Here is a 20,672-nt window from a genome sequence, read left to right as displayed (position 1 = left end):
CCCCTTAACTGCCGATAAATTTCGCGACAAAAAACACAAACACACCCACAATGATTGTTAACAGTTGCTTTTGTAGCCAAATACCCGTTAAAAACGCAAACACAGCTCCCAACAACCAAGAGTTACTCAGTGAAACGTCGATACTTTTATTCGAAATAACAACCATTGGCGTGATAATAGCCGTTAATACTGCGACTGGTACAAATTTTAACGCTCTATCTAAAAAAGCAGGCATAACCACTTTATTGGCTCTCGCAAACAAAACAAACCTTATGCCAAACGTGACTGCAAACATGCCAAGGATAATAAAAACACAGTGTATCGTGTTCATTGGGCCCTCTCCTGATGTTCATTTATTGGTGAATAACGTAGATCCGCAAAATATCCAATTCCCACACCAACAATGGCCGAAATCAACAACCCTAAGTTGTTAGGCAGATCAAATAGAACAATAGATGCAACACCTGCAGAAACCATAGACAACCAAAATGGATACGATTTTAAATACGGGGTAATAATGCTAATAAACGTTGCTACCATAGCAAACTCAAGCCCCCAATCACTCATGCCGGGCACCAGTTCACCAAAAAGTACACCTAACACGGTTGTGATATTCCACATAATATAAAAAGAGAGAAATGAACCTAAATAAGCATAATGCCCTGATTCTTTATTTATCGTACCAGTTCCATACAGAGGCTGCACCGCTGCATAAGTTTCATCAGTCAAGCCAAAGCCCATAACAAAACGTGTTGTAATGGGTAAATGCTTGACGTATTTAACCAAATCAGCCGCATAAAGAAGGTGCCTTAAATTGACGATAAACGTTGTAGAAACAATCACCCATAATGGCGCATCAATTGAAATCAATCCAATAGCAACAAATTGTGCTGACCCCGCAAATACAAACATGGACATTGCAACCGCAAACCACGGGCTTAAATCATAACTTGACGCCAATGAGCCAAATAAAATACCAAACGGAATTCCTCCTATTATCATAGGAATGGACGCAATAGCACCTCGCTTCATTTCTTGAGCAACATTTACTTGATCATCGTTAATGGCCACTGTTTATTCCTTGATTCTGATTCATGCATTTTTCCATATAAACATCTGTCCTTTCATAAATGAATGGGACTGCATTGTGCTTTTTATAAAAGCCATTTTTCTCATAAAACATTCTGGCTGACTCCAGTATCGAAGAGGTTTCCAATGTAATGACATTCACCTTTCTTGCTTCTGCATAGCGCAGAACCTCATTAAACAGGCTCTGTGCCACTCCTTTACGCTGAGCATGGTCACTTACAGCCATTTTCATCATTTCAATCGATCCTTTTTCTACGTTAGGCTTAACCATTACCGTCCCTAATATGTCAACGGCATCTGGACGCTCACTTACTGCAACCCAAATCTTGCCTCCCTTATTTAAGATATGGCTTTTGGGATCACTCAAAATAGCTTCATCGTATTCCGCTATTTGAGTTGGGAAGTAACGCTTTAGCCATATCATATTAATTCGGTATAGCCCTTCAGCATGTATCGATTGAAAGGGAACAATGGTCACACCGTACAATCTATCCAATATTTTGGACTTCAATTGTCCATTAATCAGTTGTTCTTCCAATATTCCAAGTGACGTTAAAAAATCATTCCCAGCTAAACCAATGACCTGCTCTAATACAAACTGCATTTCTGCCAGGATGGGTTTAAGCGCCAGCATTACTGAACACCCTTTATCTGAAAGCATCAACATGTAGCGCCGACTGTCTTTTAGATCCGACACTTTCTCAATCAACCCTTCACTAACCATCTTAGACACTTGCTTGCTAATCGCTGGGTGGGACAGCTTGAGTTGACTCGCAATTTCTACAACCGAAATAGGACCGCTTACTTGCAACAATTTTAGAATTGGAAAATACGTCGCTGAGATGGCTATATCACAACGAACGTAAAGATCCTGCACTTCTGTAAACAAGCAATCACTCAACCTTTTTAAGCGGCTGCCAAGCGTCAACACACCAAATTGTTCCATATTATAATATCCGTAACCGGTTACTTAATATCATAATATCAATCTCAATTACTGCAATCAACCCCAAAAAGACAGAACTTAACTTAAGAGTTGACATTCATTTCTGTTATAATCTCGCTGCCGATTATGGTCACTTTGTTTTACATAAGGTTTTGAACTCATACATACTTTTGTCAAACACAGATAAAACAACCTATAGGGGGAGCAATGTCAAAAAAAGTGGTGGTTGTGTATTCTGGTGGGATGGATTCATTTACCGTACTGCATAACGCAATAAAATCCGGAGCGGACGTGTTTGCCATTTCATTCAATTATGGGCAAAAACATTCAAAAGAACTCGTCGTGGCTCACAAAGTGTGTCAAGCATTGAACGTTTCACACAAAATCGCTGATATAAGCAGCATTAATTCATTAATGGCAGGGTCGTCTCTTACAAGCGATATTGACATTCCTGAAGGTCATTATAAAGACGACAACATGAAATCGACCGTTGTTCCTAATCGAAATATGGTTCTACTTTCAATGGCAATTGCCTACGCCGTTTCTTTAGAAGCATCCGCAGTACATTATGGAGCACACTCTGGTGATCATCACATTTACCCAGACTGTCGCCCTGAATTTGTTCACGCCATGAATGCCGTATCTCAAATCGCCAATTACCAACCCGTTGAAATAGTAACGCCTTATCTAAACAATACGAAGGGTGAAATTTTAGCTTCAGGTCTTGCGATGGGGTTAAACTACATAGATACATGGACATGCTATAACGGCAGGGAAAAAGCCTGTGGTAAATGTGGCTCTTGTGTTGAGCGCCTAGAAGCATTCGCAGAACAAGACATGCAAGATCCACTTGCATACGAATAAACCACTCATTCATCTCAATTTTAGTTGATTAGCTTCTGTTCCACAGATGTACTAATCATTGACTAAAGTTGTTCACCGTTGCCTCGACTGTATTCGAGTAATCAATAAGGTGTAACATATATGTATTCAGTTAAAGAAGCTTTTTATTCTCTTCAGGGAGAAGGCACACATACGGGACGTCCTGCTATATTCTGTCGTTTTACTGGTTGTAATTTATGGTCTGGCAAAGAGACCCATCGATCCACATCAGAATGCCAATTCTGCGATACCGACTTCATTGGAACAGATGGCCAAAATGGCGGAAAATTTCGCAATGCTTTTGACTTAGCTCAACACTTACAATCACTTTGGCCTGTTAAAAACACCCATAAATACGTAGTCTTTACTGGTGGAGAGCCTGCACTCCAACTGGACAGCGAATTAATTAATGCCATGCATTCCCTTGGTTTCGAAATTGCTATTGAAACAAATGGCACACTGCCCTTACCTGAAGGCATTGATTGGATCTGTGTCAGCCCCAAAACCACAAAGACACTAATTGTCAATAAGGGCAATGAGTTAAAGCTTGTTTACCCGCAAGAACATTTACCTCCCCAGTTTTTTACCTCCTTAGATTTTGATTACTTTTATTTACAGCCAATGGATCAAAGCCACTTGCCAGAGGATCGAATTTCACCAGAAGCGACACAAAATCTCACTCTTCGCTATTGTTTGCATAATCCACAGTGGCGTCTTAGCTTACAAACACATAAAATGCTCAACATAGATTGAATGGCTTAGCGTCAGCTTGAGTCATTTTTTTGATTTAACTATTTATTAAGGAATCATATTATGATCGTTCTTCATACTAATCACGGCGATATCACTATTGAATTAAATTACGAAAAAGCACCTAAGTCGTCAAAAAACTTTGAAGCGTATGTTGAATCTGGCTTTTACAATGGTCTTATTTTTCATCGTGTCATCAATGGTTTCATGATCCAAGGCGGTGGGTTTGAGCCTGGAATGATACAAAAAGACAGCAATGACCCAATTGAAAACGAAGCGGACAACGGTTTAACCAATGAAATTGGCACGCTTGCTATGGCTCGTACAATGGACCCTCATTCTGCATCGTCTCAATTTTTCATTAATGTAGGTAACAATGGATTCCTAAACCACAAGTCAAAAACAACAAATGGTTGGGGCTATGCTGTATTTGGAAAAGTAACTGCAGGCATTGATGTAGTAAACAAAATCAAAGAAGTCGAGACGACAACAAAATCTGGCCATCAAGATGTACCAGTTGAAGACGTAATCATCGAAAGCGCAGAGATCATCAAAGAGTCATAAAATGCTTAGATATTTTATATCTGATTTGCATTTAAGCGAGAAACGCCCGGATCTAACCCGGGCGTTTACTTTATTAATTGATCAAATCAAACACTCAGAATGCCAGCAAGCAACTGAATTCTACATTTTAGGCGACTTCTATGAAGCTTGGATTGGAGATGACCATAACCCTGATTGGAACCACCCCATCATGAGTTCGTTGTCATCATTAAGAGATTCAAACATTAATCTGTTTGTTATGCATGGCAATAGAGATTTTCTACTCGGTGAGCGATGGGCAGAAAGCGTCGGAGCCAGACTTATCCCTGAACAAACGATCATTCATTCATCAAACTCTTCGTCGATTCTTCTGTCTCATGGCGATGAATACTGTATTGAAGACGTTGAATACCAAGCGTTCAGAAAACAAGTTCGCCAGCAAGAGTGGCAAGATCATGTATTGGGGCTACCTTTAGAGCATCGGATAGCATTAGCGGAGCAGCTGCGAAATGACAGCAAAAGCATGTCCGCTGAAAAAAACAATGACATCATGGATGTGACCAAATCTGAAATTGCAGCAACATTAAAAAAATTGAATTGCAATCACTGCATACACGGACATACACACAAACCACGCCTACATACAGATGAATATAACCGACTCGTTTTAGGGGACTGGGATGATTTTGTTTGGCTCGCTGTATTACATAACAACGAACTCACTCAATACAGATTGCCAATTAATTTGATAGCTACCTCCCAGAGTTGGCATAAAACACACTTAGAAAAGATACACTCTTTACACCTAAACTAAAATTTACGTAACAAAGCACATATTCTTTCATTGAGTTGCTTTACTCTCTACGCTTATCACATAGGTAGGTGAAGTAAATCTTTCACCCATATTGTTTCTTTTGCATTTCGTGAACGTTCGTACTCCAAGTTACGATCATACAATAATGCAATCGCTCGAAAAAAAGCGTTATTTACTAGCACTGGCGTTAATTCTTCACTATGAGCAGATTGCCAATAGCCTTGCGCTTTATTCGTTAGCACTTGATACAAGTAGTCCAACTCAAGAGAACCTTGATAAATTTCATCTAAATTTACTGGTGGGTCATTTTTAGCAATCTCCATTGCTAGCCAATAAGTCACATCTGCAAGTTTATCTTTCATGATATTCTCCAGCTCTACTGCCTCATTTTTAAAGTGTAGCAGCATTCTCTGGAGATAATAGAAAACTTTTAAACAAACACACTCTCATCCTACATAGAACACTCTAAATTCTACTGTGGAGGCCCGCTATGCAGTCGAAACTCAACATCCGGTGTTGTAATCAATTCTTCTTCAACCGCACGAAAAAGAGCGACTCGATCACAGATAGGCTCTTCACTGTATTCTTCCGCCAACGCTAAATAATCTTCAAAATGTCTTGCTTCAGATTTTAGCAGTGACAAGTAAAACTTGGACAATTCATCGTCTAAATGAGGAGCCAGTGCGGCAAATCTTTCACACGACCTCGCCTCAACAAATGCACCAACAATCAATGTATCGACCAACCTTGCAGGTTCATGCGTGCGAATGTTCTTACGGAGCCCATCTGCGTATCTTGATGCAGCCAAGTGTTGATACGCTATGCCTCTACTTCGCATTAACTTATGAACTTGCTCAAAATGAATTAGCTCTTCCCTAGCTAAACGAGACATTTTATGCAATAAATTATCTCTCTCTACATAGCGATACATGAGGCTCATCGCTGTTGATGCTGCTTTTTTTTCACAATGCGCATGATCAACCAACATCAATTCTGGATTATTTATTGCCCACTCAATCCAAGGTGCAGGGGAGGTACAAGGCAAAAAAGCCATTAATTCAGGGTAAGAGGATAACATTTTTCTACCTTTTTAATGAAAAAACACGAATTTATAGCTATTGTATAAAATTTAAAGTAACAACTCTTTGATTTGGATGCCATTTTAACAATGAATCAGTTTTTTGATCCAAACAAACTTTCGATTGGGCTTAAAGTAGGTCTTGAGTTAGATCCCTATATCTTAAACTACCCGCTAGGTAACACAAAAAACAGTTGGGTTGCTGATCAAGGTGGTCGACCTTTTGTCTTGCGTTTTTATGACCCAAGCCGAGGTAGTGCCGATGATTTTTTAGCAAACTCTAGAAAGTACCTGAATTTAAAGCACCCCTCCATTACACCAATTTACCCACCATTTTATTCAAATGTCTGGGTATTTGGCTCGTCTGCGGTCTGCGGTGGAGAAAAGCTATTTAGCTTCTTAGGGAAGCACCCTGACGGTGCACCATTAAATGTCGTCATCAGTATTTTTGAAGGCATTGCTAAGGCATTAGATCAATCTCATCAAAACAATTTATTTCATGGTACATTAGATTTGAGTCACATTCATGTTGTTAATGGCGTGGGAGTGATGGTTGCGTTTGGCCATAATAACTGGCTTTCTGATATAACAGAAAACGAAGCTGACTTAAGGTTTATTGCGCCAGAATCCAAGACAACTCAGCGAAAGATAAATGCAAGCACAGATGCCTACTCTTTCATGAGAATTTTAATTGCCGCTCTTATTGGGGAATCCAAGATTGCCAGTGACAGCACTATGAGCCTCCCCCCTTCACACCCAGCCATTAAAGACAAAGATTGGAAAAGCATCTGCAATTGGTGTAAAACACCGGTTAAACAGCGTCCGAAAAACCTACTTGATGTTATTCGCTTACTCAGAGCAAATTTGTACCTTGCGACATCCAATCAAAGCATTGAAACAAACATGAATTCCTTTAAAAAAGCATTTTCCTCAAAGAAAAAAGCCATTATTGCTGGCATTACAGGAACGATTTTATCACTGTCTGTTGCTGCCGCTTTATTACTCACAGATGACCCCATTGAGACAGAACAGGTGCCAGCACCAAACATAATTCAAGTTGAAGAAAAAACACCCGAAGAAATATTTACAGCACTTCCAAATAAGCTCCAAGATACTTTAGAAATAGGTGGCAAAGCACCAGAAGTAACAAAAATACAGCCAAGCACTTTTGAAATGGGAGACTTGCAAAATATTGGTGATGATAATGAAAAACCCGTACACACAGTCAACGTGCCGACAGGGTTCTACATTAGCTCTTATGAAGTAACGTTTAATCAATATGATTTATTTGCCAACTCGACAAATCGCCCTCTCCCTCCAGACAATGGTTGGGGGAGAGGTATGCGCCCCGTTATCAATGTAAGTTGGTATGATGCAAAGGCCTATACAAACTGGCTTATACAACAAACCGGTGAAGAGTATCGATTACCAACAGAGATTGAATGGGAGTTTTCTATCAGAGCAGGCTCAGACTCTTCTTTTTGGTACGGTGACTCTGTAAGCTCCGGTTACTCTGTTTGTGACGGCTGCGGCAGCCAATGGGACGGGCAATCCACCGCACCAGTCGGCAGCTTATTAAGCAACCCATTAGGGCTATTTGACATGCATGGCAATGTAGCTGAATGGGTAGAAGACTGTTATCACGACAATTATGTAAATGCTCCGTCATCTAACACAATATGGTCAAGCAGCAGTTGTGACAACCGAGTCCTTCGTGGCGGATCATGGTTTGATATTCCGCGTGTAGGAAGGAGTTCAACACGGTATCGTGCGGATCCTAATTTAAAAGCAAGTAACTGGGGCTTTCGGGTCACCAGAGTCGTTAAAAGCAATGTAACTCAATGATTATAAAGAATAATAACTCTACTAAATGCTGCTTATTTTGAATTATTATGACGAGAAAGCATTTTTTAGTAAGATAATCCTATAAAATAGAGTTAACACACACAGAAAGCGTACTTACAGTTTGTAATATACTTTCGCGTAATTATACCTACGTACTATCAAAGTAGGCAGAGAATAATAAAGGGGAATAAATAGTGTTAGAAGCATATCGTAAACACGTTGAAGAACGCGCATTAGAAGGCATTCCACCAACAGCACTTGATGCTGATCAAGTTTCTACGCTTGTTGAACTTCTAAAAAACCCACCAGCAGGTGAAGAAGATTTCATTCTTGACCTTTTAAAAAATCGCGTCCCAGCAGGGGTTGACCAAGCTGCTTATGTAAAAGCGGGATTCCTTGCCGCAATCACTACTGGCGAAGCAAGCTCTCCATTAATCTCTCCAAAGTTAGCCGTAGAGTTACTAGGCACCATGCTTGGTGGTTATAACGTACAACCTTTAATTAGTTGCTTAGACAATGACGCATTAGCACCAATTGCAGCCAAAGCATTGTCAACAACATTGCTTGTATTTGATGCATTCCATGATGTGGAAGAAAAAGCGAAAGCAGGTAATGTTCACGCCAAAGCCGTCATCGAATCTTGGGCAGCAGGAGAATGGTTTACCTCAAAACCAAAACCAGCGGAGAAAATTACTGTTACCGTATTTAAAGTAACAGGCGAGACAAATACAGATGACCTATCCCCTGCACCTGATGCTTGGTCACGCCCAGACATTCCATTACATGCAAATGCAATGCTTAAAATGTCTCGTGACGGAATCAATCCTGATGACGACGGTACGATTGGACCAATTAAGCAAATCGAAGCAATCAAACAAAAAGGCTTCCCACTGGCTTATGTTGGTGATGTTGTAGGGACTGGCTCAAGCCGTAAGTCTGCAACCAACTCCGTATTATGGCACATGGGTGAAGACATCCCTTTCATCCCAAATAAACGTGGAGGTGGTGTTTGTATTGGTAACAAAATCGCACCTATTTTCTTCAATACAATGGAAGATGCAGGCGCTTTACCAATCGAAATGGATGTAAACTCCCTAGAAATGGGTGATGTAATTGATATCTACATCTACGAAGGCGTTGTTAAAAAACACAACACCGATGACGTTGTCAGTACTTTTGAATTAAAAACAGAAGTGCTTCTAGACGAAGTTCGTGCTGGTGGTCGAATTCCTCTAATCATTGGACGTGGTTTAACTACTCGCGCTCGTGAAGTATTGGGTCTTGGTCCAGTTGACCTCTTTAAAACACCTGGGGAAACAGAAGACACTGGTAAAGGCTACACGCTTGCACAAAAAATGGTTGGTAAAGCGTGTGGTGTAACAGGTGTTCGTCCTGGCACATATTGCGAACCTAAAATGACTACGGTCGGTTCCCAAGATACAACAGGCCCAATGACACGTGACGAATTAAAAGATCTTGCTTGCCTTGGCTTTTCTGCCGACCTAGTAATGCAGTCTTTCTGTCACACGGCTGCTTACCCAAAACCAGTTGATGTTGTAACCCACCACACACTACCGGATTTCATCAGAAATCGCGCTGGCGTTTCCTTACGCCCAGGTGATGGCATCATCCACTCTTGGTTAAATCGCATGCTACTACCTGATACAGTAGGTACTGGCGGTGACTCCCACACTCGCTTCCCTCTAGGTATTTCCTTCCCTGCTGGATCTGGCTTAGTGGCTTTTGCTGCGGCAACAGGCGTAATGCCGCTTGATATGCCTGAATCGGTTTTGGTGCGTTTTACCGGTGAAATGCAACCTGGTATTACGTTACGAGATTTGGTTCATGCCATTCCTTACCAAGCTATTCAAGAAGGTCATTTAACGGTTGAGAAAAAAGGTAAGAAAAACATTTTCTCTGGCCGCATTCTTGAAATCGAAGGTCTTGAAAACCTAACAGCGGAACAAGCATTTGAGTTATCCGATGCTTCTGCTGAACGTTCAGCAGCAGGCTGCTCAATCAATCTGTCTGAAGAATCGGTAGCAGAGTACTTACGTTCTAACATTGTTATGTTGCGCTGGATGATTGCAGAAGGCTACGGTGATCCACGTACAATCGAACGCCGTGCAAAAGCAATGGAAGAGTGGTTAGCAAATCCTCAACTAATGCGTGCCGATGCTGATGCTGAATACGCTACCATCATTGAGATCGATCTTAATACAATTAAAGAGCCTGTCCTTTGTGCACCAAATGATCCTGATGATGCTCGCCTACTATCTGACGTTCAAGGCACTAAGATTGATGAAGTATTCATTGGTTCTTGTATGACGAACATTGGCCACTTCCGCGCAGCAGGCAAATTATTGGATGCTGCCGGTCAGGTTGTACCTACTCGCCTGTGGGTTGCCCCTCCAACAAAAATGGATGCACAGCAACTTACTGATGAAGGTTATTACAGCATCTTCGGTAAAGCTGGCGCACGTATGGAAATGCCGGGTTGTTCATTATGCATGGGTAACCAAGCACGTGTTGCTGAAAAATCCACAGTGGTTTCTACTTCTACTCGTAACTTTCCTAACCGCTTAGGCAATGGCGCAGATGTGTATTTAGCATCTGCCGAATTAGCTGCAGTAGCATCCCTACTAGGAAAACTTCCTACTACAGAAGAGTATTTAGAGTACGCAAACAAGATCAACAGCATGTCATCTGAAGTTTACAGCTATTTAAACTTTGACAAAATGGGCGATTTTGTTAAGAAAGCCTCTTCTGTTATTGCAACAGATGCAAGCGCGTAACTTGCCTTAGACGTTTGTAGCAAAAAAGCCCTCTCTTGTAGAGGGCTTAATATTCAGGATTGTTATGAGACCTTTGCATGAAGTCATGAACGACAATAAGATGAGGCAAAAACAGACGAAAAGCGGAGTTTATGAGTTATAAATGCACATTTTGAGCCTATTTTTAACAAAGTATTCATAAGCATGGTAGTCGTACAAAGCTCTCATTATGGTTAATTTAAATCAAAAAAACCCGCTAAACAGCGGGTTTTTCTCAGGAAAGAGAGCAGATTGAATTACAATATCATACGACGCAAATCGCTCAAAATTGAATTCAAATACGTCATAAATCTACCCGCATCACCTCCATTAACAGCCCTATGATCATAGGACAGACACAATGGTAGCATTGTTCGTGGCTCAAACTCTTTACCATTCCATCTAGGCTCAATGTCAGCTTTAGACACACCTAATATGCCCACTTCAGGACAGTTAACGATTGGAGTAAAGCCTGTTCCACCAATTGCCCCCAAACTAGAGATAGTAAAACAGCCACCTTGCATATCATTTGGCTTCAACTGCTTGCCCAATGCCTTCTTAATCAAAGCATTCGCTTCTTCAGCTATCTGAACAATGGATTTTTTATCTGCATCACGCAATACAGGAACAACCAAACCAATTGGAGAATCCACTGCAATACCAATGTTTACATAATGTTTTTGAACATAGTTTTCACCATCTGACATTAACGAAACATTAAACGCAGGATTTTCCACCAGAGCCTGAGCTACTGCTTTGATCAAGAATGGAAGAGGAGTAAGTTTTACGCCTTTTTTCTCCATTTCTGCTTTTAGCCCTTTACGGAACGCTTCAAGATCTGTGATATCCGCTTTATCAAATTGGGTAACATGAGGAACCACCAAAGAATTACGAGACATATTCTGTGCCGTAAGTCTTTGTATTTTGCTCATCTTAACAATATCAACATCACCAAACTGGCTGAAATCAATATCAGGAACTTGAGGAATACCAGCACCAGAAGTCGTTGCTGGGGCTGGAGCAGAAACAGCCACCTTAACCGCAGCTTTTACATAAGCATGAACATCTTCTTTGATAATACGACCACGTGGGCCACTTGAGCGTACAAGGCTTAAATCAACACCCAATTCACGAGCCAACATTCTAACCGCTGGGCCAGCGTGAACCTTCTTTGATGGTGTTGCTAAAACAGCAGATCGAGCTGGAGCATTCACTGAAGCAGAAACAACAGAAGTTTGTTGTTGAGTTGGCTCAGCTTTTTCAGCTACAGGAGCGCTAACTGGAGCAGCTACCACAGAAGCTTCAACCTCCAAACCAAGAATCAAATCCCCTTCAGAAACCGTATCACCAATGCTCACTGAAATGGATTTAACCACACCTGCTTTTGGCGCAGGAATTTCCATCGATGCCTTATCTGTTTCAAGAACAATCAGTGAATCGCCTTCAGATATTTCATCACCAATAGAAACGGTAATTTCAATAATTTCAACGTCTGTCGCACCACCAATGTCTGGAACATTTACAGACTCAATGCCACCAGCCGTTACAACCGCTGGCGCTACAGTAACATCACTAGAAGACCCAGTAGGTGCGACCTCAGAAGTAATTGGAGCAACAACATCTGGAGCACTCGCTGACGCTGTAAACAATTTCAATATATCACTTCCCTCGGAAACCTTGTCTCCTATTGAAAGGATAATTGAGCCGACTTTACCGCTGAATGGAGCAGGAATATCCATAGATGCTTTATCTGTTTCAAGAACAACTAAAGAATCACCCTCTTCAACATCATCACCTTCAGCAACACAAATCTCAATAACCTCAACGTCCGTTGCACCACCAATATCAGGAACAACAACTTGAACATCACTGCTTTGAGACACAGCAGCTTGAGGCGCTACAGAAGCAACTGCAACAGATTTAACATCTTCTTTAGCAACATCGGCAGCAACACTTGCTGTTGATTGAAGCTCAATTTCAAGAATCGTCGAACCTTCAGAAACCTGATCACCCTCGGCAATGGAAATGCTAACAACTTTGCCAGCTACTGGCGAAGGAACATCCATAGATGCTTTATCTGTTTCTAATACTATAATTGGTTGATCAACCTCGACCATGTCACCAACGCTGACACTAATCTCGATTACATCGACATCGGCTGCACCACCAATATCCGGTACGCGAATGATTTCTGTACTCACGGAAATCTCCTTTGTCGTAAAGACACATCAAATAAGTAAAAAACGGCATTGGTCTAAATTAACTAGACCGATGCCCTATTAGTTGACTGACAATTAGCAGGTAACTGGATTCGGCTTCTCAGGATCTAAGCCAAATTTAGTGATTGCTTGTGTTACAACAGATGCGTCAATTTCTCCTTTGTCCGCCAATGCCTTCAAAGAAGACACAACGATCCAATATCGATTAATTTCAAAGAAGTGACGTAGTTTTTCACGAGTATCACTGCGACCAAAACCATCTGTACCCAGCACATTATAAGCACCTTTAACAAACGGACGAATTTGATCAGCGTACAGTTTCATGTGATCGGTAGAAGCAATAACTGGGCTTTCTCCATTTAGCATAGAAGCCACAAAAGACGTTCTAGATTCCGCTTCTGGATGCAGCATATTCCACCGCTCAGTATCCAAACCTTCACGACGCAATTCATTGAACGACGTCACACTGAATACATCAGAGTCAACGCCATAGTCATTCAATAGCATTTCTGCTGCAGCTTCCACTTCACGTAAAATAACACCAGCACCAAGCAATTGAACGTGCTTGCTATTGCCTTTTTTCGTGTTTTCTTGAAGCTTATACATCCCTTTGATGATGTTAGCTTCAATGCCTTCAGGCATATCATCGTGCGCGTAGTTTTCGTTCATTACTGTTAAATAATAGAACACACTTTCTTTCTCTTGATACATACGACGTAAACCATCTTGAACAATAACGGCTACTTCGTAAGAGTAAGTTGGATCATAAGAAACACAGTTAGGAATCGTGCCAGCAATAATATGGGAATGCCCATCTTCATGCTGCAAGCCTTCACCATTTAAGGTAGTACGACCTGCTGTTGCACCAATTAAGAAACCACGTGCTTGAGAATCACCCGCCGCCCACGCAAGATCTCCAATACGCTGGAAACCGAACATTGAGTAGTAGATGTACACAGGAATCATTGGGTAGTGACTATTACTGTAAGAAGTTGCACATGCTAACCAGGCAGACATAGCGCCTGCTTCGTTTATGCCTTCTTGTAGAATTTGACCTTTTTCAGATTCTTTATAATACATAATCTGAGTATGGTCATGAGGTGTGTATTTTTGACCTTCAGCAGAATAAATGCCCAGCTGACGGAACATACCTTCCATACCAAACGTTCGCGCTTCATCTGCAACGATTGGTATTACTCGATGACCAACTTTCTTATCTTTAACCAACGTATTCAAAACACGTACAAACGCCATTGTAGACGAAATTTCACGGCCTTTTGAACTTTGTAGTTGAGCTTTAAACGCTTCAAGAGATGGCACTTCTAACGCTTCGCAATCACGACGCCTTACAGGGAAATCTCCACCTAGCGCAGCACGACGACTTCTCAGATATTTCATTTCTGGGCTGTCTTCAGCTGGACGGTAATAAGGCAGATCTTTTAACTCTTCATCCGTAATTGGAATACCGAATTTGTCACGGAACATCGCCAATGACTCTTCATCCAATTTCTTCGTTTGATGGGCTGTATTTTGAGCTTCAGCCGCTTTAAACATGCCATAACCTTTTACAGTTTGAGCAAGAACAACCGTTGGTTGACCTTTATGGGATGTTGCTTCAGCATACGCAGCATAAACCTTATACGGATCGTGTCCACCACGATTCAGATTCATGATATCATCATCAGACATATCCTTAACCATTTCTAGCAATTCAGGATACTTACCAAAGAAATGCTCGCGAGTATAAGCGCCACCATTTGCTTTGTAGTTTTGTAACTCACCATCACAAACTTCATCCATTCGTTTAACCAAAAGGCCTTTATGGTCTTTTTCAAACAGTGGATCCCAATGACGTCCCCACAAGCACTTGATAACATTCCAGCCTGCTCCACGGAACACACCTTCAAGTTCTTGTACGATTTTACCGTTACCACGTACAGGGCCATCTAAGCGCTGTAAGTTACAGTTAATAACGAAAATCAAGTTATCTAATTTTTCACGGCCAGCCAATGCAATTGCACCTAAAGATTCAGGCTCATCACATTCACCGTCACCTAAGAATGCCCATACCTTACGGTCGCCTTGATCAACAAGACCACGACTATGCTGGTATTTCATAACATGAGCTTGGTAAATCGCTTGTAGCGGTCCCAACCCCATAGAAACGGTTGGAAACTGCCAATAATCAGGCATTAACCAAGGATGTGGGTAAGATGACAATCCTTTTCCATCTACCTCACGACGGAAGTTATCTAACTGTTCATCGGTAAGACGTCCTTCGATGTAAGAGCGTGCATAGATACCAGGAGAAATATGACCTTGGAAAAACACCATGTCACCATCTTGTTTATCAGTATTACCACGGAAAAAGTGGTTAAAACCAATATCATATAGCGTCGCAGCAGAAGAAAAGCTGGTAATGTGACCACCGAGTGTAGAATCAATTCGGTTTGCCTTCATTACCATTGCCAATGCATTCCAGCGAATAATAGAGCGGATTTTGCGCTCCATAAATAAGTCACCGGGTAATGTTTTTTCATTCTGAGGTGAAATGGTATTACGATAAGATGTTGTTATAGAAGCAGGCATTGGTGTTCCAGCCTTAGTTGCTTCTTTCATTAAACGATCTAGGATAAATTTTGTGCGCTCAGGACCTTCTTCTCGAAGGACAGACTCAAGTGCATCTAACCACTCTTTCGTTTGAGTTGGATCGACATCTTCGAGTATATGCTGCTCCGTCATAGTTTTATAACCCCCGCCATAAGAACAGATTCTAAAATCCATACCATGTAACTTTGTAAGATAATGATATGGAAGAGTTAAACGAAACGTTGGAATTCACACCATAGTTAATGTAAAAACCAGTAATAGCCACGACATACATCAGATATTAAAGTATTCGTCTGTAGCTTTAGTAACCTTTAAAATGCGTAGAAGTATTCTTATTTTAGTTTCTTTTCAACGTCATTCCGAAGTTACTTCACTTGAATCGTTTATTAAGTTGAAACTCTATTCGTGTAAATTATTTTGATATTAGAAATACACTTTAATACTGGCAAACACATTCAGTCTTCTTGGACTGGTCTACAAGTTGGGCTAAGAGTAACACCTAATCTTTAGATCGACTAGACTGGACAAACAATACTCATTTGATGTAGACGTTGTATCTGCTATCGTCATAATATGGGTTATTTTGCATTATTAGATTAAATTTTAAGCTAAGAATACTGATGTATAGGTTGTTCCCTACACTGAAATTTTTCATTCATGACGTAAATACTTAGTATTATTAGCATTGAAACATCATGCAAACCGCACTGTTCCACTATAAAGCCGTATCCAACATACTTCTCATTCATCATGGGAAGTATTTATTTCATACTCCTTTTTTAGACTAAATAAAATGTTTTCCATTTTAATTCATTAACTGACGGAGTACGAATAAAAAGCTACAATAACAAAGCATTAAACTATTAGGATTCGATACAATGGCACTAGATACACACCTTCAGGCGTCAATAAAGCAACAAGTAGAGACAGCGTTATACGAAGATTTAGGAAGTGGTGATATCACAGCTCAACTTATTCCGGCAGAAAATACACTAATTGCAAATGTAATCAGCCGAGAGTCGGCTGTTTTATGTGGAAAAGAATGGGTAAACGCTGTTTTTAAATCCATTGATCCGATGGTTTCTCTTACTTGGCAAGCAGAAGAAGGTGAATTACTTGAGCCCAATCAACCTTTTCTTGTTATTCAAGGTTTAGCAAGATCCATTTTAACCGCTGAAAGAACGGCTTTGAATTTTTTGCAAACACTGTCCTATACTGCAACCGTGTCAAGAGAATATGTAAACCTTGTTGCCGGATCAAAGTTGACGATACTTGATACTCGCAAAACCATTCCTGGATTGCGATTAGCTCAAAAATACGCAGTAACCGTAGGAGGCGCTCAAAATCATAGAATAGGTCTATATGATGCATTCTTAATTAAAGAAAATCACATTATGGCCGCAGGATCGATTGAAAATGCCGTATCTATGGCTAAAAAAATCGCCCCAAATAAGAAAATTGAAGTCGAAACAGAAAATTTAAAAGAAGTAGAAAGAGCCGTGAACGCGGGCGCAGACATAATAATGCTCGACAATTTCACTTTGGATGATATGAAAACAGCGGTGGCAAAATATCAATCACAAGCGAAGTTTGAAGCGTCTGGAAATATGACTAAAGACGATTTACTTCAAGTCTCTCAAACTGGCGTTGATTATATCTCTATAGGTGCTTTAACTAAACACATAAAGGCCATTGACCTTTCATTGCGAGTTTTAGAGGAACAATAATGAATGATGCGATTTTAGTTATTAATAGTGGTAGTTCATCATTAAAATTTGCCATTCTTTCTGGTCGTGGCAACACCGTCATTGTAGAAGGCATTGCTGAAGGGTTAGGTTTCGATAATGGTCGTTTAAGCATTAAGTTTAACGACAAAAAAGCACTCATAAAGCTCTCTCCTTCTGATCATAAATCCGCACTCATAGGCATTAATGAATGGCTTGAACAACATGCGGAGATAAAATCGGCATTAGTAGGCGTTGGCCATAGAGTTGTTCACGGCGGAGAGTTCTTTAGTTCATCCGTTATTATTGATAACACCGTCATTCAAACAATTCATGAATGCACTGATCTTGCTCCACTGCATAACCCAGCGCATTTAAAAGGAATAGAGGTCGCTCAGTCTCTTTTCCCACTACTTCCTCAAGTTGCTGTTTTTGACACGGCATTTCATCAAACCTTAACAGAAACCCAATATCTTTACGGTATTCCCTTGAGGTTATACCGCGATCACCATGTAAGAAAATACGGTTTTCACGGCACCAGCTATCGTTACATAAGTCAAAAACTGGGCGAAATTAAACCTGAAAGCCTACATCAAGGCGTACTGGTTGCTCATTTAGGCAATGGGGCAAGTGTATGTGCTATTGCTAATGGAAAAGCAACCGACACCAGTATGGGGTTGACTCCCTTGGATGGGCTCATTATGGGAACTCGCTCTGGAAGCATTGACCCTAGCTTAATTGCGTTCATATCAGAAAAAGACCAACTATCCATGTCAGAAACAATGGACGTTCTCAATAAAAAAAGTGGTCTTTTAGGCATCTCAGAACTGTCTAACGATTGCAGAACACTTGAAGAAGCAATGAACACTAAAAACAATAAGGCACAATTAGCACTTGATATGTTTGCCAGCAGGACCGCCAAGCAACTTATGAGCGCAGCCACAACACTGGATACAATTGATCATTTGGTTTTTACTGGAGGGATTGGTGAGAACTCTCAGTATATTAGACACAAAGTATGCGAGCACCTACGTGCTTTCAATATAAAGATAGATCAAACTAAAAACGACTCAGCCTCAAAAGGTGACGCTGCGCTCATTTCTGACGATAACCAAGCACTTCAAGTTTGGATTATCCCTACAAATGAAGAAAAAATGATCGCTCTAGACACTTTAAACTTAATAACTAAAAACTAAACTCAATTACTAAAGACTGAATGAGCGAGCACGTTCATTACTTTAATAAGCAAGGTGGAGCAAAAAATGTCAACAAATGTATTGATGACTGTACCAACAGGTCCAGGAGTTGGACTTACCTCTGTATCAGTAGGCCTTGTGAGAGCGCTGGAGCAACAAGGACTAAAAGCCAGTTTTTTTAAACCCATATCACAACCACACCCTACCGATACTGGTCCAGACAGATCAACGGCCATGGTTTCCCAAGGCTCTACTTTATCCCCCGCAGAACCCATTTCGCTAACTGACGCTGAACGTTATTTATACAATGACAAACTCAACGAATTAATGGAAGAAGTCGTTGGTCGTTTTCAATCATCGATCGAACCAGGCTCTACAGTTGTTGTTGAAGGTTTAGCTCAAATTTCTGGACACCCTTATGCCACTCGCTTAAATAAAGCCATAGCTAAAACCTTAGATGCGGGCCTCGTCCTTGTGACTGCACCGAACAATATGAGACCTAATGAGTTGGAACACCACGTTGAAATTGCGGCGGGATCATACGGTGGAATTAAAACATCGGATGTTATTGGCTGCATACTAAACAAGACATTACCAGGCTCATTAGGCGTAAAGTCTTACGGAGACACATTCGCCCAACGCCCTATTTTCAAACGTAACTTTAGCTTACTTGGACAAATACCTTCATCAGACGAATTAACACACCCAAGGGTCAAAGACGTTGCTGATTTTCTTAATGCAAAAGTCATTAATGAAGGGGAAATGCAGACACGTCGTGTGCAGTCCTTCACATTGTGTGCTAGAGGCGTAGAAAATATGTTAGAAGCACTGAAACCGGGCGTATTGGTATTCACCCCCGGCGATCGCACAGACATTATCATGGCGACGGCTATTGCCGCCCTAAATGATATAAAAATTTCCGCTCTCGTCTTAACTGGCGGCTATCAACCAAGCGAATCTTTAATGTCACTGTGTGGAAAAGCAATGGCGAAAGGGCTGCCTGTTTTATCGGTTGACTCAAACAGTTGGGATACCGTCATAAACATGCAGTCATTTAACCAAGAAATACCACTAGACGACAAAGAACGAATTTTAAACGTAAAAGAACACATCGCACGTTGCATTGATCATGACTGGATCAACTCTTTTGCGCTAAATCAAGAAGAAAGAAAGTTTTCACCTCCTGCATTTAGATACCGCTTAATTGAGCAAGCAAGAGCCTACAATAAACGCATCGTTTTACCTGAAGGCAATGAAATGCGCACCATACAAGCGGCTTCTATCTGCGCTGAAAGAGGCATTGCGCGATGCACCTTGCTTGGTAACAAGTCTGAAATACTCAGAATCGCGAAGAATAATGGCATTGAACTAAATGATCGAGTGGAAATATTAGACCCAGATTCCATAAGAGAAAAGTACATAGGCCCAATGGTTGAGCTACGTAAAAAGAAAGGCTTAACAGATATTATTGCTCAAGAACAGCTACAAGATAATGTGGTCTTAGGCACCATGATGCTTCAGGTCGGGGATGTGGATGGCTTAGTTTCAGGGGCAGTGCATACAACAGCCAACACCATTCGCCCTGCTTTACAGCTAATAAAAACGTCACCGCATTCTTCAATTGTATCTTCTGTGTTTTTTATGTGTTTACCGGATCAAGTCTTAGTTTATGGTGACTGCGCCATCAATCCAGATCCATCCGCAGAGCAGCTGGCTGAAATTGCGATTCAAAGTGCAGATTCAGCCGCCGCTTTTGGTATAACCCCTAGAGTTGCGATGATCAGTTACAGTACGGGAGGCTCAGGGACAGGTAACGACGTTGATAAAGTGAGAAAAGCCACAGAACTGGCTTCTGCAAAAAGACCTGATTTATTAATCGATGGTCCGTTACAATATGATGCAGCGATAATGGAAAAAGTCGCAAAACAAAAAGCGCCTGACAGTAAAGTAGCAGGCAAAGCAACTGTCTTCATTTTCCCTGATTTAAATACAGGAAATACAACCTACAAAGCCGTTCAGCGTAGTGCTGAAGTGGTGAGTATTGGTCCAATGCTGCAAGGTATTCGTAAACCTGTCAATGATCTATCACGTGGTGCATTGGTAGACGACATTGTTTACACCGTTGCAATAACCGCAATACAAGCTGCAACCGACCAATAAAAT

Annotated in this window: 16 protein-coding genes; 9 read left to right on the top strand and 7 right to left on the bottom strand. The window is 41.0% G+C overall.

All coding sequences use genetic code 11. The features are described 5' to 3' along the window. Positions 1 to 4: 4 nt before the first annotated feature. The 3 genes from ACMUMJ_RS10910 to ACMUMJ_RS10900 are packed head-to-tail and all read right to left on the bottom strand — an operon-like array spanning position 5 to position 2,035. Complete coding sequence (locus ACMUMJ_RS10910) at positions 5 to 331, bottom strand: branched-chain amino acid transport AzlD family protein (RefSeq protein WP_414678867.1); 327 nt, start codon at positions 329 to 331, stop codon at positions 5 to 7. Beyond that, entirely contained in the window at positions 328 to 1,071 is a 744-nt protein-coding gene (locus ACMUMJ_RS10905; protein WP_414678866.1) for an AzlC family ABC transporter permease, read from the bottom strand. Before ACMUMJ_RS10905 ends, ACMUMJ_RS10910 begins: the two co-directional genes overlap by 4 nt. Beyond that, positions 1,061 to 2,035 (bottom strand): GNAT family N-acetyltransferase, encoded by a 975-nt coding sequence (locus ACMUMJ_RS10900; protein ID WP_414678864.1) that lies wholly within the window; start codon positions 2,033 to 2,035, stop codon positions 1,061 to 1,063. Before ACMUMJ_RS10900 ends, ACMUMJ_RS10905 begins: the two co-directional genes overlap by 11 nt. Before the next feature lie 183 nt (positions 2,036 to 2,218). Between ACMUMJ_RS10900 and queC the strand changes: the two genes are divergently transcribed. From queC to ACMUMJ_RS10880, 4 genes are all read left to right on the top strand, one after another. Beyond that, positions 2,219 to 2,899 (top strand): 7-cyano-7-deazaguanine synthase QueC, encoded by a 681-nt coding sequence (queC, locus tag ACMUMJ_RS10895; RefSeq protein ID WP_414678894.1) that lies wholly within the window; start codon positions 2,219 to 2,221, stop codon positions 2,897 to 2,899. A 120-nt stretch (positions 2,900 to 3,019) separates the two neighbouring features. Next, the gene (queE, locus tag ACMUMJ_RS10890; RefSeq protein ID WP_414678863.1) at positions 3,020 to 3,670 is read left to right on the top strand and encodes a 7-carboxy-7-deazaguanine synthase; all 651 of its coding nucleotides are present in this window, start codon (positions 3,020 to 3,022) and stop codon (positions 3,668 to 3,670) included. 60 nt (positions 3,671 to 3,730) lie between these two features. Continuing rightward, the gene (locus ACMUMJ_RS10885; protein WP_414678862.1) at positions 3,731 to 4,231 is read left to right on the top strand and encodes a peptidylprolyl isomerase; all 501 of its coding nucleotides are present in this window, start codon (positions 3,731 to 3,733) and stop codon (positions 4,229 to 4,231) included. A 1-nt stretch (position 4,232) separates the two neighbouring features. After that, positions 4,233 to 5,024 (top strand): UDP-2,3-diacylglucosamine diphosphatase, encoded by a 792-nt coding sequence (locus tag ACMUMJ_RS10880; RefSeq protein WP_414678861.1) that lies wholly within the window; start codon positions 4,233 to 4,235, stop codon positions 5,022 to 5,024. Positions 5,025 to 5,080: 56 nt separating this feature from the next. Here ACMUMJ_RS10880 and ACMUMJ_RS10875 read toward each other — a convergent pair whose 3' ends face one another. Further along, positions 5,081 to 5,386 (bottom strand): hypothetical protein, encoded by a 306-nt coding sequence (locus ACMUMJ_RS10875; RefSeq protein ID WP_414678860.1) that lies wholly within the window; start codon positions 5,384 to 5,386, stop codon positions 5,081 to 5,083. A gap of 110 nt (positions 5,387 to 5,496) precedes the next feature. Then, entirely contained in the window at positions 5,497 to 6,102 is a 606-nt protein-coding gene (miaE, locus tag ACMUMJ_RS10870; protein ID WP_414678859.1) for a MiaE family protein, read from the bottom strand. Between the two features lie 90 nt (positions 6,103 to 6,192). Between miaE and ACMUMJ_RS10865 the strand changes: the two genes are divergently transcribed. Next, positions 6,193 to 7,947: an SUMF1/EgtB/PvdO family nonheme iron enzyme gene (locus ACMUMJ_RS10865; RefSeq protein WP_414678858.1), complete on the top strand. Its 1,755-nt coding sequence runs from the start codon at positions 6,193 to 6,195 to the stop codon at positions 7,945 to 7,947. 194 nt (positions 7,948 to 8,141) lie between these two features. Next, positions 8,142 to 10,742, top strand: a complete 2,601-nt coding sequence (gene acnB, locus ACMUMJ_RS10860) for a bifunctional aconitate hydratase 2/2-methylisocitrate dehydratase (RefSeq protein WP_414678857.1) — start codon at positions 8,142 to 8,144, stop codon at positions 10,740 to 10,742. A gap of 275 nt (positions 10,743 to 11,017) precedes the next feature. Here acnB and aceF read toward each other — a convergent pair whose 3' ends face one another. Together aceF and aceE are read right to left on the bottom strand one after the other, a co-directional pair. Beyond that, entirely contained in the window at positions 11,018 to 12,961 is a 1,944-nt protein-coding gene (aceF, locus tag ACMUMJ_RS10855; RefSeq protein ID WP_414678856.1) for a dihydrolipoyllysine-residue acetyltransferase, read from the bottom strand. A 93-nt stretch (positions 12,962 to 13,054) separates the two neighbouring features. Beyond that, positions 13,055 to 15,721 (bottom strand): pyruvate dehydrogenase (acetyl-transferring), homodimeric type, encoded by a 2,667-nt coding sequence (gene aceE, locus ACMUMJ_RS10850; RefSeq protein ID WP_414678855.1) that lies wholly within the window; start codon positions 15,719 to 15,721, stop codon positions 13,055 to 13,057. A gap of 746 nt (positions 15,722 to 16,467) precedes the next feature. On the opposite strand from aceE, the gene nadC reads away from it, so the two are divergent. The 3 genes from nadC (at position 16,468) to pta (ending at position 20,669) form a co-directional block, all read left to right on the top strand. Next, positions 16,468 to 17,316, top strand: a complete 849-nt coding sequence (gene nadC, locus ACMUMJ_RS10845; RefSeq protein ID WP_414678854.1) for a carboxylating nicotinate-nucleotide diphosphorylase — start codon at positions 16,468 to 16,470, stop codon at positions 17,314 to 17,316. Further along, positions 17,316 to 18,509 (top strand): acetate/propionate family kinase, encoded by a 1,194-nt coding sequence (locus ACMUMJ_RS10840; protein WP_414678853.1) that lies wholly within the window; start codon positions 17,316 to 17,318, stop codon positions 18,507 to 18,509. The genes nadC and ACMUMJ_RS10840 overlap by 1 nt, the downstream gene beginning before the upstream one ends. 66 nt (positions 18,510 to 18,575) lie before the next feature. Then, positions 18,576 to 20,669: a phosphate acetyltransferase gene (gene pta / locus ACMUMJ_RS10835; RefSeq protein ID WP_414678851.1), complete on the top strand. Its 2,094-nt coding sequence runs from the start codon at positions 18,576 to 18,578 to the stop codon at positions 20,667 to 20,669. Positions 20,670 to 20,672 lie beyond the last annotated feature (3 nt).

Origin of the sequence: Marinomonas phycocola, from assembly GCF_047525455.1 — a bacterium.
In the GTDB taxonomy this organism is placed as follows: Bacteria; Pseudomonadota; Gammaproteobacteria; order Pseudomonadales; family Marinomonadaceae; genus Marinomonas.
This window is presented reverse-complemented; position numbering and strand designations above follow the sequence as displayed.